This is a genomic window from Nonomuraea sp. 3N208, assembly GCF_052245935.1.
Classification (GTDB): domain Bacteria; phylum Actinomycetota; class Actinomycetes; order Streptosporangiales; family Streptosporangiaceae; genus Nonomuraea.
Map to the genome: position 1 here is coordinate 1 of NZ_JBQQBR010000052.1, position 17,366 is coordinate 17,366.

At 70.7% G+C, this 17,366-nt stretch carries 8 protein-coding genes; all 8 read right to left on the bottom strand.

Going from position 1 to position 17,366, the window contains the following annotated elements; all coding sequences use genetic code 11:
- Positions 1-75: 75 nt before the first annotated feature.
- Positions 76-603, bottom strand: coding sequence for a YdcF family protein (locus ACTWPT_RS49950; RefSeq protein ID WP_443184609.1), 528 nt, complete (start codon positions 601-603; stop codon positions 76-78).
- Positions 600-1,862 carry a hypothetical protein gene (locus ACTWPT_RS49955; RefSeq protein ID WP_443184610.1) on the bottom strand — a complete coding sequence of 421 codons (1,263 nt, stop codon included), beginning with the start codon at positions 1,860-1,862 and terminating at the stop codon, positions 600-602. The genes ACTWPT_RS49950 and ACTWPT_RS49955 overlap by 4 nt, the downstream gene beginning before the upstream one ends.
- Positions 1,859-2,959, bottom strand: a complete 1,101-nt coding sequence (locus ACTWPT_RS49960) for an integrase core domain-containing protein (RefSeq protein ID WP_443184611.1) — start codon at positions 2,957-2,959, stop codon at positions 1,859-1,861. The genes ACTWPT_RS49955 and ACTWPT_RS49960 overlap by 4 nt, the downstream gene beginning before the upstream one ends.
- A gap of 128 nt (positions 2,960-3,087) precedes the next feature.
- Entirely contained in the window at positions 3,088-4,071 is a 984-nt protein-coding gene (locus ACTWPT_RS49965) for a linear amide C-N hydrolase (RefSeq protein WP_443184612.1), read from the bottom strand.
- A gap of 268 nt (positions 4,072-4,339) precedes the next feature.
- Positions 4,340-6,235, bottom strand: a complete 1,896-nt coding sequence (locus ACTWPT_RS49970) for a non-ribosomal peptide synthetase (protein WP_443184613.1) — start codon at positions 6,233-6,235, stop codon at positions 4,340-4,342.
- A 3-nt stretch (positions 6,236-6,238) separates the two neighbouring features.
- A complete protein-coding gene (locus tag ACTWPT_RS49975; protein WP_443184656.1) occupies positions 6,239-11,587 on the bottom strand; it encodes an SDR family NAD(P)-dependent oxidoreductase in 5,349 nt (1,782 codons plus the stop codon).
- Between the two features lie 47 nt (positions 11,588-11,634).
- Positions 11,635-15,021 (bottom strand): amino acid adenylation domain-containing protein, encoded by a 3,387-nt coding sequence (locus ACTWPT_RS49980; protein WP_443184614.1) that lies wholly within the window; start codon positions 15,019-15,021, stop codon positions 11,635-11,637.
- Complete coding sequence (locus ACTWPT_RS49985; RefSeq protein WP_443184615.1) at positions 15,018-17,336, bottom strand: lantibiotic dehydratase; 2,319 nt, start codon at positions 17,334-17,336, stop codon at positions 15,018-15,020. The genes ACTWPT_RS49980 and ACTWPT_RS49985 overlap by 4 nt, the downstream gene beginning before the upstream one ends.
- Positions 17,337-17,366: the final 30 nt, after the last annotated feature.

The window sequence follows — 17,366 nt, forward strand, 5'->3', positions numbered from 1 at the left end:
CGTCCTTGGGCTCCTTGCGTGCCACTGCGGCGTCCTCCAGGTCGATCTCCGTCGATGCCTGGATCACAGTACTCATCAGGTGCGTTCTCCTTGATCAGGAGTTACACCGAAAACCGTACAGTCCCGGGTCACTGTCTTGCCCGCGTAGACGGGCTCCCATCCGATGGCGTGAAAGGCGCCGATGTTTGGGAGGAGGGTCTTGAGCATGTTCACGGTGCGGCGGTGGTACCACTTTGACATGGCGGTGATGACCAGCCCTGACCGTAGTGCTTCGTGTAGGTAGGGCAGCGCGAATTCGACGTTCTGCCAGGTGTTGGTGGACTGGTCTTCGCATCGGATCACGTTGTCGGGGACGCCACGTTCGATGAGGAGACGGCGGAAGGTGCGCGCCTCGACGATCCCGTTGTGGCGGTTCACGCCGCCGGTGGCGATGATGAGTGGGGCGAGACCCGCGTGGTATCGCTCGGCCGCGATCTCGGCCGGTGGCGCCTGATTGGTTCCAAAGAGCAGGAGTGCGGTCGGCTGGTCGTCAGGCGGAGGTGCATGGACGTCCACGAACCCGGTGATCTCAGCTATCTGGTGGGGACTGATGTCGTCGGTCATCCACGGTCCTCAACAGCGCGGGGGAGTTGCAGGTGGTGTGCGGCGGTGTTGATCGCGTCCAGGTACCGGGCGTGGTACTCGGCGGTTTGTTGAGCGTCGGCGAATTGCTGGGCGAGGACTTTGTCGAGCTTGTCGGCAAGGACCATGGTGGGCCAGGCGGGGCGGCTGCCGGATAGCGCGGCGTGGCCGGCGGCCGCTGATTCGTCCAGCCGGCCGAGTGCGGCCTGGGCGAGTCCCAGGATCAGCAGTGAGCGTGCGTAGCCGGATGGGTGCTCGCCGCGTTGGCGGGCTTCTGGCTGGTAGACGGTCTCGATGACACGATGGGTGGCGTTCACGGCTTCTCGGTATCGGCCGACGAACAGCAGCGACGTGGCGGTGTAGGGCGGATCTTCTGATAGAGCGATGGAGAGCGCGCCCGTTGTTGCAGCATCGGCGGGAAGGGCCGCGATTGCCTGGCTGGCCTGGCGGCGGGCGCGGGTCATGCCATCGACGTCGCCCGCCATCGCCGCGGCGCGCATCTCCTGAGAGGCCAGCTTGGCGTAGACGACTGTCCCCCGCGGCGCGACGTGTTGGCCCTGGGCTGACAGCGTCGCAGACTGGCGAGGCTGCCCCTGATACCAGGCGATCATTGCTTTGGTCAGGGCTGCCCATGCCTCCAGTTCCGGGTGTCTGGCTTCCCTGCTGCGGCGTTCGGCGTCGGAGCACCAGACGCGAGCGGCGGCGTGCTCTCCCATGTCACATGCGGCCACGGCGAGCAGGTGGGACAGCCGGCCAGTTGCCAAGACGAGGTCCGTCCGAGGTGAGGTGTGGCCGACGTGATCGAGGATCCCGCTGGCGTACGACCTGACGGTGAGAAGCTCGTCATACACGTCTGCGGGAGGAAGCGCGCAGATTGTCTGCGCGTAGTGGTCGATGAGTTCGCCCAGGCTGTCCACCATCCCGTTGAGATGATCGTTACCGATCACGCTGAGCGCCTGGATGACCCGCCGATCCTCGTGCAGGTGCATTGCGGGCACTGCGGCGGCAGCTATTCCGCGTTGGAGGAATGTCCGGCGTAGCACCTCGCTCACCTGCTCTACATCGTCGCTGGGGACAGTGTAGGGAGCGACCGGTGCCTGCCTGGTGCGCGTCTTCTTTCCGGGCCTGTCAGGTGCCGTCTCCAGCACGTCTAGGTCGACGTTCAGGACTTGCGCCAGCGCGGGAAGCCAAGAAGCCGGTCGGACACTGCGCCTGCCGACAATTCCATCCATGCAGGTCAAGCGGCATGTGAATACTCGTGGAGGACGCCGCCGAGCCGGTCTCGTCGGCGTATGTTCAGGTCGATGATTCGCCTGGGGTCTGTGATCGGGTCCGGGGCGGGACGCAGCGGGGCTGCTTGGTTCAGGGCTTGGTGGGCTCGGTGCTGGTTGTAGAACCGTTCGTACTCGCGCAGGGCGTGCCGCAGATGGCGTTCGTTCCATACGAGGCAGCGGTCGAGAAGTTCGTGACGGCACGACTGCACCCACCTCTCCATGATCGAGTTCATCCGCGGCATCCGAATACCGGTGAGCACCGTCTTGATGCCGGCCTCGGCGAGGACCTCGTCCATGAGCGCCGGGAACTTCCCATCCCGATCTCGGAGCAGAAAGCGCGCCCGGCAGCCCGCATCGTCCAGATCCATCACCAGGTTCTTTATCGCCTGGATGACCCAGTTCGCGCTCGGGTGAGCGGTGGTGCCGAGCACATGGACGCGCCTGGTGGCGTGCTCGATGACGGCCAGGATGTACTGGCGTTGCCCGTTAAGGGTGACGGTCTCGATGAAATCGCAGGCCAGTAGGGCGTCGGCTTGCGAGCGCAGGAAGTCGGCCCACGTGGTGGACGCCCGCTCGGACGCCGGATCAAGACCTGCCTGCTTGAGGATCTCCCATACCGTGGACGGTGCGATCTCGATGCAGAGCGTGGTGAGCTCTCCGTGGACCCGCCTATATCCCCAGCCCGGGTTCTCCCGAACCAGGCGCAGAATGAGGGCACGGATGGAGCGGACCGTGGGTGGGCGCCCACGTCGCTTCGGCCGGCAGGTACGGGCATGACGATGTCTCATCAGATCGCGGTTCCAGCGCAGGATGGTGTCCGGCCGGACGAGAAGCCGCAGCCGACGCAGAACCTCGTGGGGCAGCGAGGTCAGGAGAGCGGCGAGAAAGGCCCGGTCCTCGGGAGCGAATCTCACTCTGGTGTCGGCGCCGAGTTGGCGTTCAAGGACGGTGATCTGGTGACGCAAGACGAGAATCTCCACGTCCTTGTCCCGATCACTCATGGGCAGCAACCGCAGCGCGGCGAAGGTGTTCGTGACGGTGAGATAGGCCAGGCGAAGGAGCACGGCCGATCATCCTGCCGCACTTGGTTCCGTCTCCTGAGTGGCCGAAGCTCGCGCCGCCACGCGAAGCCCTCGCAGAGTCATGACCTGGGCGGATGTAATTATCGGCAGTCGCAATGTCCTGAGCCGACCTAACCTCCCGCGGAGAGGCGTAAGTCGTGCACGCGTTCCCACCGTTGCGCTGTGACGATCTTGGCGGTCACGTCATCCAGGTCGTAGACGATCGACCACCGGGTGTGGTGCTGAGCCACCTTCCTGAGCAGCTCCATCGCGTCCGTGTCGCCGCCTTCGGCGAGGAGCCGGTAGCGGCGGTCGGCCAGCTTGGCGGCCCGGTCGGCGCCGCTCATCGTGATGTTGGTGAGGTAGCGGTCGTCGATGACGTTCATGCGCCCGTCGCCGTACTCGACGACGGCGGACCTGCCCGCCCGGTCCGCGATCAGGTAGTGGAGTTGCGGGCCGCCGGTGAAGTCCAGATTGTAGCGACCCATCAGGTCGATCGCCTCGGGCACGGTCGCGGCCCGGTCGAGCATGAGCCGGATGATCCGCACCCCGCTCACGGTGGCGCGTCCCGGGGTGGGCGCGGGCAGCTGCGCGTCGGGCGCCTGGGCCAGGCCGACGACGAGCCCCTTCTCGTTCATACCGTCGAACGGGGCCAGCACCGCGTGCGCCAGCCGCCGCCGGTCCTGGGCGGCGTTCAGGTCCGGCCGGGCCCCCGGCGGGAACAGGTAGGAGACGTCGGCCAGGGAGAGCGAGGCGTAGCCGTCCGGCGGGCGGGCGTGGACGACCATGGCCGGGTTGGGCTCCCAGTCGAAGTTCCTGCCGAATTCGCCGGGGCGGTGGAACAGCGAGCATGCCCAGCCGTCCCCTTTCCTGGCCAGCTCCTCCTCGGTGAGCGGTGCCTCGGCGTCATAGCCGCCGTGGTAGGTCATTTCGTACAGCGGCAGATCGTCCAGCCGGCGCAGGCTGGCCGCCGTACGGGCGATCTGGTCCTCCGTCTGCCTGAGTACCCCCCGGGGAGCCGCGGAGGAGGGCGTTGGCGGCGCTACTGCGGGCGCGCACGCCACCGTCGCCGCCAGGAGCAGGGCCGACAAAATCGCCATGGTAGGGGTCCGCATCGTTGTATTGTCCCTTCCGGCACCCGCCGTGTCACCAGTGGATCAAGGCCTCACCCGTGCATGGACGAGGTCAGAAGTCCTGGAGTTGAACACCCCACAGGAAGACCGCCAACGCCGGAAGGCAGGGGCGGCATCGCGTTACGTCGTGTGCCCGTACACCTCAGGCATACGGCACGCTGATCCGCCCCCACCGCATTCAGGCGGTGCACCGACTCTCGTTGCGGGCTTGCGGGCTTGCGGGCCGCCAGGTCGGACCATGTCCGCGTTCTCAGGAGTCGCGAGTGCCACGGCGCTTGCGGCGGAGTGCCGCTCGGTCGGCGGGAGTGTGTGGCCGGCGCGTGGCCGTGTCTGCCCGCTCTACGCCCTCCACCCCCTCTGCTGCTTCGTCGGCGAGCCATTGGGCCAGGGTACGGATCGTGGGGTGGGCGTAGAGCGTGGTCAGCGGGATACGCCTGCCCAGGGACTGTTCGAGGTGGTGCTGGATCTTGGCCATGAGGAGTGAGTGGCCGCCGGCGTCGAAGAAGCTCTGGTCCCAGTCGAGCGCCGACACTCCGAGGGCGGCTTGCCAGGCTGCGGTGACGTGCTCGGCCAGCGGGACGATCGGGCCCGCGAGCCGCGGGCCCTCGGCCGGGGTCTGGTGGCTGGGCGGGGCGGGGAGCGCGTCGGTGTCCACCTTGCCGGTGGGTGTCAGGGGGAGCGAGTCCACCTCCACGAAGGCCGACGGCAGCATGAAATCAGGAAGCACCAGCTCGAGGCCGCGGCGCAGCGCGGTCGTGTCGATCGCGTCGCCGAGAACATAGGCGACGATCCGCCGCTCACCGTGGATCTCGCGGGTCGTCACGGCGGACCTGGAGACCCCGGGCAGTTCGGCGAGCGCCGCCTCCACCTCGCCCAGCTCGATGCGGTGGCCACGGATCTTCAGCTGCCTGTCGAGACGGCCGAGATAGGCGATGCGGCCATCGGGGAGCCTGCGGCCCAGGTCGCCCGTGCGGTAGTAGCGGGTGCCGTCCAGGTCGCGGCCGAACCTGGCCTGGTCCCGTTCCGAGGCGCCCAGGTAGCTCGCCAGGAAGGCGCTCCGGATGACGATCTCACCCTCCGGGGCCTCCAGACCTCTTGAACCCCTCGAGTTTCCCGAGACCCGCGAGTCATCCGAGCCCCGTGAACGTTCCGCGTAAGTCCCGTCCAGGACGATCTCCGCCCCGTCGAGGGAGAAGCCGATGGGCACCACCGCGGTCCCGATGCCCCTGCCTGCCGCCAGGTCCGCCGATGTCAGGTGGTTCTGGACCGCAAAGGAGATTTCGGTGGCGCCATAACCGTTGACGAACACGCAGTCCTCGGTGAAGTGCCTGCGGAAGCGGTCGAGGTCGTCATGGACGACCTCCTCACCGCCGAGCAGGACAACGCGCACACCGACCAGGACGTCTCGCGGCGACAGCGAGTCGAGCAGGTATCGGTAGACGGTCGGGGTGGAGTGGTAGATGGTGACACCCCGCTCCGACAATACCTCCGCCAGGTGGGCCAGCCCGCGCTCGCGGAGGTCGACAGGCACGACCGCGGCTCCGTTGAGCAGGGCGGAGAAGCTGTCGGTCACCGCCATGTCGTAGCTGAAGGAGGAGACCACGCTGAGCCGGTCGGACGGCTGGATGCGCAGGTTGGCGGTGTGCGTCCTGACCTGGAACATCACCCCCCGGTGCGTCTGCACCACGCCCTTCGGCCGGCCGGTCGACCCCGAGGTGAACAGGATGTACGCCGGCGAATCCGGGTCCACGGCGACCGGCTGGAATTCGAGGGCCGGAGGCAGGGACGTGACGTCCACGATGTCGCCGGCTCCTGGGAGCAGATCCTTGTGCTCGGGCAGGGCGAGCAGCAGGTCGGGTTCGGCCAGCTCGGCCATGCGTGCCAGCCGTACATGCGGGTAGCCGGGGTCGAGCGGGACGTAGGTCGCGCCGGCGGTGAGCGTGCCGAGGATGCCGGCCAGCATGCGGGGACCGTGGCCGAGCAGCAGCCCGACGCGCGTGGCCCCGTGCACGGCCGCCGCGACGGCGCGCACTTCCTCTGCCAGTTCGGCGTAGGTGAGCGCGCCGTCGTCGCCGAGCACAGCCGTGTGCCCTGGATGCTCCGCCACCACGGCCCAGAAGCGGGCTGCGATCGACTCGCCGAGCACCTGCTACCTCCCCCTCGACAGGCGCGGAATGGTCAGCGCCGACGTCGACGCCGGGGCCTCCGCCTGCCGCTCCGCCCTGAGCTGCTCGACCCTGGCCGCCATCTGCCGCACCGTGGGCGCCTCGAACAGGGTGCGCATCGGGAGCCGCACCCCGGCCACCGACCGCGCCTGCGCGATGAGCTGGACGGCGACCAGGGAGTTGCCGCCGAGGTCGAAGAAGTCGTCGTCGGCACCGACCTCGGGCACGCCGAGGATCTCGCCCCACACCTTCGCCAGCGCGGCCTCGAGCTCCCCTTCGGGCGCCACGAAGTCCTCCTGGCGTTCCGGGACGTGCGACTCCAGGCTCTCCCTGGTCAGGCGCTCCCGCGTGATGATCTCGTCGAGCGAGGTCGCGCTGACGGCGATCTGCGGGCCCAGGTCCGCGGCCAGGACGCGGACGAACGCCTCGGCGCCCTGGGCAGGCGCGATTCCGGTCGCGGTGGAGCCGGGGCCGCCCACCGCCAGCGAACCGGTGACCGCCTCGGTGTCGATGCGGCGCAGGACGAACTCCTCGATCTCGACGAGCACGGCCCCCGACTCGTCGAGCAGGGTGAGATCCGCCGTGACGACTTCACCGCCGCCGCCGTCGCCCCTCCGGCGGAGATGGCTGTAGAAGCGGGCGGGCAGGGCCGACCTGACGAGCAGGCGCCCGTAGCTCAGCGGGAGGTAGGCGCCGGTCCCTCTGCCGCTGCCGAAGGAGGTGGCGATGTCGAGCAGTGCCGGGTGCAGCCCCCAGCGGTGCACCTCCGCCGCGACCTGCTCGGTCCCCTCGATGAGCGCGAGCTCCTCGTCATCGCCGAGCCAGATCAGCTCTGGTGATCGCCAGCGCGGGCCGAAGGTCAGCACGCTGCCGTGTTCCTCGCCCTGGGCGGCGGTGATCGCGCGCAGCCTGCTCTTCACCGCGGCGAGGTCCGTGGACGCGGCAGGCTCGGGCCGGATCCAGGCTGCCGCGCCCTGGGTGTGCCTGCGACCGCCTGCCCGCACCTCGAAGGAGGAGCCGTCGGAGAACGCCACGGTGAGCTGGGCGGTCGTCCCGTCGGGCACCGCGAGAGGCTCGAGGAAGACCACGTCGCGAAGCTCGACCGCGTGTCCGTCGCCGGGGGAGGGTACGGCCGCCGCGAACGCGGCCCGCGCGCACTCCAGCTGCCCGGTGGCCGGCAGCACGGGCACGTCGCCGATGCGGTGCTCGTCCAGCACCCAGTGCGTGGCCGCGGCGAGCGGTCCCGAGCACTCGGCTCCGGTACGGCCGCGCACGACGGGATGGTCGACGGCGATGGTCGCCGCGCTCGCGGACAGGCCGGCAGCGGGTACGGCGGCCGCGGCCATGCCGACCTCGAGCCAGGCGCCCCAGTTGATGCTGATCACGCGGGTCCGGTGCGCGGCCCTGGCGTAGGCGTCCAGGAACGCGTTGGCCGCGCAGTAGTCGACCTGGCCGAAACCGCCGCTGATCGCGGTCACCGACGAGCACAGGGCGACGAAGTCCAGGTCGAGGTCGCCGAAGGCCTGCCACAACGCGACCGTTCCGGCGAGCTTGGGGTCGAGTACGGCTTGCGCCGTGGCGCGGTCCTTGATCTCGGCCATGCCACCACCCGGCAGGCCTGCCGCGTGGACGATGCCGTGGAGCGCGCCGTGCGCCGTGAGCGTCTCGTCCCTGATCTGGCGCAGCCGTACCGGGTCGGTGACGTCGGCCGCCACCACGGTCACCTGGCCACCTGCCTGCTCGATCCGTGCGATGGTGGCCGCCGCCCTGGGCGTGACGTTGCCGCTCCTGCCGAGCAGCACCAGCCGGGCCCTGAGCCGGGTGCCGAGGTGCTCGGCGAGGGTGAGACCGATGCCGCCCAGACCGCCGGTGATCAGGTAGATGCCCTCCTGCCTGAGCCCGGAATCTCCGCCGCCGTCCGGCAGGCGGACCTGCTGGAACTCCTTGACCCAGCGCCGCCCGCCGCGCAGGGCGAGCACGTCGCCTGGGGCGTCCCTGCGCAGCTCGGCCAGGACGGTCCTCGCCGGGGTGCCGGTGGGATCGAGGTCGAGGTGGCGCACGCGCAGGCCCTGGACCTCCAGCGGCACCACCCGGGCGATTCCGGTGACCGTGGCGTGCTCTGGTCTGGTCAGGTCGCCCCCAAGGACGTCCTCGGTGCCGGCGGTGATGATGTCGAGCTCGACGCCGTCGACGATCTGCGCGGCGGTCAGTGCCTGGACGAGGCAGAGCAGGCTGAACAGGCCGTGCTCCTGCGCATGTGCCAGGGAGCCGAGGTCCGTGCCCGCAGGCTCGCCGTCCAGCGCCCACGCGTGCAGCACACGACCCGGCATCCCGCCGTTCTCGGCCAGCGCGGTCGCGAGGGCGTCGTAGTCGGAACGCTCGCCCGGCCGCACGGTTATCGGCTCGGGAACTCCGCCCCCTTCGTCGTGGCCGGCAGAGAACTCCCCGCCCGGGCGGACCTCGATCACCTCGCCGCCGGCCGCCCTGATGGCGGACACCAGCTCCGTGCCCCGCTCACCGGCCACGAAGGCCAGGCACCTGGTGATCGGCTCGCTGGGGTCCGGCGGTGCCACCTGCCGCCAGGTGGGGATCTCGAACCAGTCCTCGAGGGCCCGTGGCCCGGCGGCCCGCTTCGGTTCGGGCGCCCTGCCCTCACCTGGCGGGATGAACCGGTACTTGCGCTCGTACGGATAGCCGGGCAGCGGCACCCTCCGACCGATCATCGGCGGTTCGACCGGCACGCCCGCAGTCCACAGCCGGCCGGCCGTGCCGTACAGGAGAGAGAGGTCGCCGGTGCTCTCACCGGGGCCGGGCAGGCTGGGGAGCGGCGGCATCGCCCCCTTGGAGACCGCCTCACGCATCTGCATGCGCGCCAGCCCGGCCAGCTGCTTGCCCGGGCCGCATTCCACTAGCGCCCACACGCCGTCGGCCAGCAGCCGGGCCACGCAGTCGGCGAAGCGCACCGGCCGGCGTATGTGCGCGGCCCAGTAGCCGGGATCGGTCGCCTGCTCCGCGGTGATCCAGTCACCGGTCACGTTCGACAGGAACGGCAGGCTCGGCGCCCGGCGCGGCACGCCCGCCACGAGGCTTTCGAACTCGGCCAGGATCGGGTCCATCATCGGCGAGTGGAAGGCGTGCGAGGTGCGCAGCAGGGTGGACTTGACGCCCTGACCCGCGAGGTGTTCAGCGAACGCCGAGATCGCCTCGGACGTCCCCGCCACCACGCACGTCCCCGGTCCGTTCACCGTGGCGATGCTCACCCCGTCGGTGAGCATCGCGGCGATGTCCTTCTCGTCCTTGGTCACGGCCAGCATCGAGCCGGTGGGGAGCGACTGCATCAGGCGTCCGCGGGCGGCCACCAGGCGCAGCGCGTCGGGCAGCGCGAAGACTCCGGCGAGCGTGGCGGCGACGTACTCGCCGACGGAGTGGCCGATCATCGCGGCCGGCCTGGTGCCCCACTCCTGCCAGAGCCTGGCCAGCGCGTATTCGACGGTGAACAGCGCGGGCTGGGTGAGGCGGGTCTCGCGCAGCCTGTCGTCGCCGCCCTCGGTGAACAGCAGGGGCCTGATGTCCTCGCCCAGCTCGGCCTGGAGGATCTCGGCGCACTCGTCGACGGCGGCGGCGAACGCCGGCTCGGCGGCATAGAGCTCGGCGCCCATGCCGGCGTACTGCGCGCCCTGGCCGGAGAACAGGAACGCCACCTTGGGCGCGGTGCCGCTCGCCGTACCGGTGTGGCAGCGCTTGCGGTCGCCCAGCGCGGCCACGGCATCCGCAAGGTCGCCGGTGACCACCGCCGCACGGTGGGTGTGGTCGGCCCGGCCCGCCCGCAGCGTATACGCCACGTCGGAGAGGCTGAGGTCGGGCTGCCCGGCGAGGAACTCGGCGAGCTGGGCACGCATGGTCTGCAGCGCGCTCTCGGTGCGGGCGGACAGCCAGAGCGGCCGCGGCCCGCCGGTGGCGGGCAGGCCGGCGGGCACGGCCTCCGGCGGCGGCGCTTCCTGGAGGATCACGTGGGCGTTGGTGCCGCCGATGCCGAACGAGCTCACCGCAGCCCGCTTGGGATGCGCTCCCGCGTCCCATTTCGACGGGGTGGACACGACATAGAAAGGGCTGGTGTCGAAGTCGATCTCCGGGTTGGGCCGTTCGAAGTTGATGGTCGGCGGGATCACGCCGCGCTCCATCGCCAGCACGGTCTTGATCACGCCGACCACGCCGGAGGCCTGGCTGAGGTGACCGAGGTTGGACTTCACCGAGCCGATGCCGCACCAGCCCCTGTCGTGCGTGTCGCGTTGGTAGACCTCGCTGAGCGCGGCCACCTCGATCGGGTCGCCGAGGGCGGTGCCGGTGCCGTGCGCCTCCACGTACCCGATCGTGCGCGGGTCCACTCCCGCCACACCGAGCGCCTCGGCCACCACCTCGGTTTGCCCCGCGTGGCTCGGCGCGGAGAAGCCGATCTTGTTACTGCCGTCATTGTTGATCGCGTTGCCGAGCACGACCGCGCGGATGTGGTCACCGTCGGCCAGCGCGTCCTCCAGCCGCTTGACCACGAGCACACCGACACCGCTGCCCCAGATCGTGCCGTCGGCGCGGGCGTCGAACGGTCTGACGTGCCCGTCGGACGAGGTGAAGCCGTCCATGGCCGGGTACCCGATCCCGTGCGGCAGCTCGACGCACACGCCACCGGCCAACGCCATATCACATTCGCCGCCGCGCAGCGCCTCGCAGGCGAGGTGAAGCGCCACCAGCGAGGAGGAGCAGGCGGTGGTGACGGTCATCGCGGGGCCGCGCAGGTTCAGCCGGTAGGAGACAGTGGTGGCGACGTAGTCGATGTTGTTGCCGATGGACATGCCGAGCTTGAGCGCCTCGCTGTCCAGGTCGGGGTTGGTCTGCAGGTTCAGCCATTGGTACTGGCTGGGGCCGGAGCCGGCGTAGACCCCGATGGCGCCGTCGTAGCGGCCGGGATCGTAACCGGCGTCCTGGAGCGCCGCATGCGACTGCTCGAGGAAGACCCGTTGCTGCGGATCGGCCAGTTCCGCCTCGCGCGCGCTCATGCCGAAGAACTCGTTGTCGACATGCTCCATGTCGATCATGACGGGCGCGGCCCTCACGAACATCGGGTTGTCGAGCTGAGCCTGCGTGGCCCCCCGAGCGCGCTGCTCGTCGTCGGTGAAGAACGTCACCGACTCCACGCCGTCGATCAGGTTGTGCCAGAACTGGTCGAGATCGTTGGCGCCGGGCACGCGGGCGCTCATGCCGATGATGGCGATGGGTTCCGAAGGGAGCGGAGCTCCCGAGGTAATAAGAGGCGAAGGGAGCGGAGCTCCCGAGGTAATAGGAGCCGCGCCCGCGTCTTCGTACATGGCGTCCTGCGACAACTCTGTCACTGTCTCCTCCTGCGCTTGTCCCGCAGCTGGCGGCGTGCACCCGCACGCCGATCGGCTCGGCTCAGTTCTGGGTGCCCGGACGCGCCGTCGAGGTGAGCGGCCAGGGCACGCACGGTCGGGTAGCGGAACAGCTCGACGACCGTGGTCTGGCGCCCGGTCAGCGCGGCCAGCCGGTCTCGGATCACGACGACGGCCATTGATGTGCCGCCCACGTCGAAGAAGTTGTCGGTCGCGCTCACCTCGCTACGGCCGAGCACGTCGCACCAGATCCCGGCGAGCAGCCGCTCGGTGTCGGTCGCCGGCTCGCTGTGCCCGCTCTCCGTCGCCGGCGCGCTCTCGACCGGCTCGTCGGCAATGCCTTCCGCCAGCGCCTCCACGCCGGGGAGCGCGAAGGACTCCACCGGACTGCCGGGATCGGCGACGGCCGCGCCGAGCAGGGTCGTGTACGCGGCGAGCAGCGCGTCGATCCGCTCCGCCGTGTACAGGTCGGTGTTGTAGACGATGTCCACCGCGTAGCGGCCCTCGCGCTCCACCACGTAGACGGTCAGGTCGAAGGGGGAACCCGCAGGCGCCGCGCCGATGCCCGTCGAGCTCAGCCCGGGCAGGCGGAGCCGCGACTCGGGGAAGTTGTAGACGTTGAACAGCACCTGCACCAGCGGGGCCCGGCCGGGGTCCCGCGGCAGCGCAAGGGTGTCGACGATGTCCTCAATCATGGCGGAGGGCCGGGCCAGGGCGTTGATGACCGCGTCGGCGCAATCGCGAACGCGCTCGGCCAAGCCGGCCCCCTCCGCCGCCCGCAGCCTGATCGGCACGATGTCGACGAAGAAGCCGACGAGGTCGTGGAATGCCTCGTGCCTGCGGTCCGCTGCCGGGGTGCCGACGACGATGTCGGCGCGCCCGGTGATGCGGCGCACGAGCTCGGCGAAGGCGGCGAGCAGCACGCTCGGGGAAGTGGTGCCCAGCCGGGTCGCGAGGTCGCGGATCGCGGCAGTGGTCGCCTGCGAGAGCGCGGCGGTGGCCAGCGCGCCCGCATAGGTCTGTACGGCCGGCCTCGGACGGTCCCGCGGCAGGTCCAGAACGGCCGGCGCATCCTTCAGGTGGTCGGCCCACCAGGCCAGGTCGGCCTTGCCGCGCCTCCCGTCACGCCTGGCTCGCCACGCCGCGTAGTCCGCGAACCGGGCGGGCCGTTCAGGCAGGGGCTCGCTCGCATAGGCGCGGGCGAGGTCCTCCAGGAAGGGCCGCTGCGACCAGCCGTCGAACACCGCATGGTGAAAGGTCACCGACAGCACGTGGTCCCGTGGCCCGAGCCGGAACAGCTGAGGCCGCCAGAGCGGGCCACTGGCCAGCTGGAACCGATGAGCCGCCGCCGCGGCGAGCCGCTCGTGGAGCTCGCTCTCGCTCGCGACGTCCTCGACGTCCAGCGACACCGGTCCGATCGGGTCGACCTCCACGCGAGGGACACCGCCGGCGTCCGGCACTCGCCAGCGCAGCACGTCGTGGTGTTCGACCACGGCCGTCAGCGCGCGCTCGAGCGCGGCCACGTCCAGGGGCCCTAGCAGCCGCTCGGCGATCCCGATGTTGTAGGCGACGCTGTCGGGCGCGAGCCGGTCCAGGAACCACAGCCGTCGCTGCGCGGCCGTCAGGGCGGGCGGGCTGCCCGCAGGCAGGTCATCGGTCACCGGCGGGGCCTCGGCGAGCAGGCCGGCGAGAGCCCCCAGCGTGCGGGCGGCGTAGACGTCCTCCACCGTGACTTCTCGGCCGATCGCCGACCGCAGGCCGCTGACCAGGCGCATGGCGCTGATGGAGTGGCCGCCGCAGGCGAAGAAGTCGTCCTCGAGACCGGGTTCCAGGCCCAGCACCCGCGACCAGACCTCGGCCACGTCGCGCTCCAGCGGCGTGCCCGGACGCGCGCCGCGGCCGGTGGCGGGGCTGGTGAGCAGCGTACGCAGCGCGGCGCCGTCCACCTTCCCCGACGCCGATGTGGGCAGGCTCGGGAGGAACAGCACCTGGGCCGGTACCATCACGTCGGGCAGCCGCTCGGCGCAGTACTCCCGTACCTGCTCCGGTCGAGGCTCCTCGCCGAGCGGGGTGCAGAAGGCCACGAGGCTGGTCCCCGCCGGGGCTTGGACCGCCTCGACCACAGCGTGCCCGATCCGCGGATGTCCGCGCAGGACGGTCTCCACCTCGCCGATCTCCACCCGCTGCCCGCGGATCTTGAGCTGCCCGTCGCTCCTGCCCAGGAAGAGCAGCTCGCCGTCGGGCTGCAGGACGGCAAGGTCGCCGGTCCGGTAGAGCCTGGCACCCGGCTCGCCGCCGAACGGGTCGGGGACGAATCGTTCGGCGGTCATCCCAGGCTGCCGGAGGTAGCCGCGGGCCAGGCCGGGGCCGCCGATCAGCAGCTCGCCCGGCACGCCGGCCGGCACCTCCCGCAGCTCCTCGTCCACGAGATGGACGCGATGGGCGGGCATTGCCCTGCCGATCGGCAGGGGACGGTCCCAGCGCCCCGTTGCCTCGAACGCCGTCACCGCCACCGTGGTCTCGGTGGGACCGTAGTAGTGGAGGAACCTGCGTCCGCCGGCGGTCCACCGCTCCACCTGCTCGGGCCCGGGCGCCTCGGCTCCGGTGATGAGGGTCCGCCACGCGGGCAGGCCTTCGGGGTCCAGCAAAGGCAGCAGCGAGACGGGAAGGCAACCCCACGAGATCTCGTGCTCGGCGCAGAACCGCTGCAGCCGCACCGGGTCGTGCCTGTCGGACTCATCGGCGAGCATGACAACGCCGCCCGCGGCCAGCGGGACGAAGATGTCCTGCACCGACACGTCGAAGACGAGCGAGGCGAAGGCCAAGGCGCGGGTGTGCTCGTCCACGCCGGTGGACTCGATGACGTAGCGCACGTACTCGCACGCGCTGAGATGGCTGACCACGACGCCCTTCGGCACCCCCGTGGAGCCCGAGGTGTGCAGCACGTAGGCGGGGTTTCCGGCGAGCGCGGGTCCGGGGCCTTCCGGTGCGGCCGCCGGGCCGTCGACCAGGACGAGTCGCACGTCCATTCCCTCGAACAGGTCCGCCGTGTACTCGTCGACCACCACGATGCCGAGGCCTGACCCCTCGACGATCTGCTCCCTGCGTGCGGCGGGGGCATCGGGGTCGAGCGGTACGTACGCGCCGCCTGCCACCATGACACCGACGATCCCGGCCACCATGGTCGGCTTCCGCCGTAGGCATACCCCTACCAGCCGCTCAGGGCCTACCTCCGGCAACCGCGCTGCCAGCCCGCCCGCCATGGTGGCGAGCTCGCCGTAGGTGAGCACGTCCTGCCGCTGCCGTACGGCGGGCGCCTGCGGGCGCCGCGCGGCCTGAGCGAGCACCAAGTCCGCCAGAGTCATCCCGTGCCTCCGTGAAGGGGGTCGACCATCTGCATCCGCAACTCCGTGAAGTAACGGCGACCCGCCGCGTCGGGCAGCCAGGCCTGGTCGGGGGTGGGCAGCATCTCCGAAACCACCAGCTGCACGTCCTGCCCGGCGGCCAGGCGGGCGGCATGGACCATGGAGCACAGCAGGTCGCAGTAGACCGGGCTGGTGAGATCGACGTACGTCGGCTTGATCTCGGTGCTCAGCTTGACGAAGACCCGATCGGGTAGTTCGAGCCGCTGCCGCCACCCGCGCACCGCCAGATACCTGGCCCGCTCTCCCTCGACGTCGGCCAAGCCCGTGGCGTCGACCGTGGTCCGCCACGTCCTGCGGGCCACGACCAGCCGATCGATGGTGATCCTCGGGCTGTGCCCGTGCCGGTCCGCGCCGCCCAGCTTGAAGCCGTCGACGGCGTGCATCGACACCAGCTGGGAGAAGACCTCGATCAGCGGCCAGGACCGCCCGTCGGAGGCGGTGGCGACCAGGCCCGCGCCCTCCTCGGTCACCAGCATCCCCGCCGCCGGCAGCAGCCGATCCGGATCGGTGCCCGGCGCGGCGGTCCAGCCGAGATCCCAGTCCGTGGGGTGGATGAGCGAGTGAGACATCCGGCCCGTGTAGCGCGGCCAGTCGACGGGGTACAGGGGCCTGATCCGCCGCGGGCCGATATCGGCGGTCAGCGCGTCGCGCAGCGCGCCCGGGTCGGGATGGGCGAGGGTGAGGACCGAACAGTCGAACGTCGCCCAGGCCGCGTGCATCTCGCCCATGACGACCAGGTAGTCGCCGCGGTTCACCGCTTCGACACTCTCGGCGCAGATCTGCAGATCAGGGCTGTGCAGCCGGCCGGCGGACCAGCCGGGGCGGGCAGCGGCGAAGGTCTTCGAGGCGGACAGCTCCCGCGCGGTGAAGGTCAGCTCCGCCGTGCCCGGTGCCACGTCGGCCAGGCCGAAGAGCTCCGACCAGCGGCGCGCGAACTCCTCGGCGATAGCGTCGACGGGCCTGGGGCCCGCGCCGAACATCATGCCCTGCGCCAGGAACCACAGGTCCGACAGGCGCACCGGCCCGTCGGCGCGCAACTCCTCGAACAGCTCGCGCAGCGCCTGACCGTATGCGTGAGCCAGCTCGGCGGTCAGCCAGCGGGCGGCGCCGAGCATCAGCTCCAGCGGACCGGCGATGCCCTCGAGCAGCGACTCGCCGAAGGTCACCCGGACGTCCCTGGTGGTGTCCTCGTAGACCAGGCCGCGTGCGGCGTAGGTCTGGCCCGCCCTGCGCTCGCCGGCGGTACCCGTGATCTCGGTGAACTCGGCGCTCAGCGCGTCCATCGCGGCGTCGAGCGCCTCCGGGTCGCCCGCCGAGCGCGCCACCCGGTCCCTGGCGGCGCCGAGCCTGCCGAAACCCGCCATCGCCCGCTCGCGCGCGCCGGGATCCTTGATCCCCGCCAGCAGCTCGCCCAGCCGCTCCTCGGCGTGCTCTGACTGCGGCACGTCGCCTCGCCAGGACAGCACGCCGCGCTCGGCCAGCCGTTCCAGCAGCAGATAGGCATCCTCCTCGGTGCGGATGCCCGCCTGGCCGAGCACGTCGGCGACCACGTCTGACGCCCTGCGTTTTCCGTCGCACCCGGACAGCAACGCCGCCTCGGCCGCCGACACGGGCAACGGCGGCTGGGCGGGGCGCCGTATCAGCCGGCCCTCCAGCGTGAGATGTGGCTGGAGGGCGGGAGGCAGCGAGCGGCGGATCAGGGGATCGTCCGCCAGCACCTCCATGTAGGAGCGCAGCGCCCAGTCCTCGAAGCGCACCCGACGGTCGCTCAACAGTCCCCGGCCGGGTGCGGCGGTCACCGTCGGCCCGTCCTGCGTGCACGTCACCCAGGTCACCGGGCCGAAGAAGCCAACGGTCTCGTTCTTGGCGCAGTACCGCTGCCAGTACTTGGCCACGATCCGCTCGCGCTTGCGCCTGCGGGAGTCGCGCTTCTGCGTCGGGCCGCCGCGCACCAGGGCGTCGAGCGAGACGAGGACACCCCGGTTCTGCCAGGTGATCGCTTCGCGGAACAGCGGGTCGGCGGCGATGCCGCCCAGTTCCCTGGCGCTCTCGTGCACGGCCTGCTCCAGCGCCTTGTCGAAAACCTCCGCACCGATCTCGCCCGCCAGCAACGCGTCGGCGGCCGCCGCGCACGCGGGGGCGGAGAGTCTGTCGAGGCCGTCGGCGGGGAAGCCGGTACTGCGTAACACCGCCTCGCGCCACACCGACCAGTCGGTGGCGCCGAGCGGCATGCGGTGACCACTGTGTTCGCTCATGCGCCCTCCTTCGTCGGTCGCATGAGCGAA

Coding starts and splice junctions, on each gene's coding strand:
- ACTWPT_RS49965 (WP_443184612.1), bottom strand. CDS start 4,071: ATGCGGACCCCTACCATGGCGATTTTGTCGGCCCTGCTCCTGGCGGCG.
- ACTWPT_RS49950 (WP_443184609.1), bottom strand. CDS start 603: ATGACCGACGACATCAGTCCCCACCAGATAGCTGAGATCACCGGGTTC.
- ACTWPT_RS49980 (WP_443184614.1), bottom strand. CDS start 15,021: ATGACTCTGGCGGACTTGGTGCTCGCTCAGGCCGCGCGGCGCCCGCAG.
- ACTWPT_RS49985 (WP_443184615.1), bottom strand. CDS start 17,336: ATGAGCGAACACAGTGGTCACCGCATGCCGCTCGGCGCCACCGACTGG.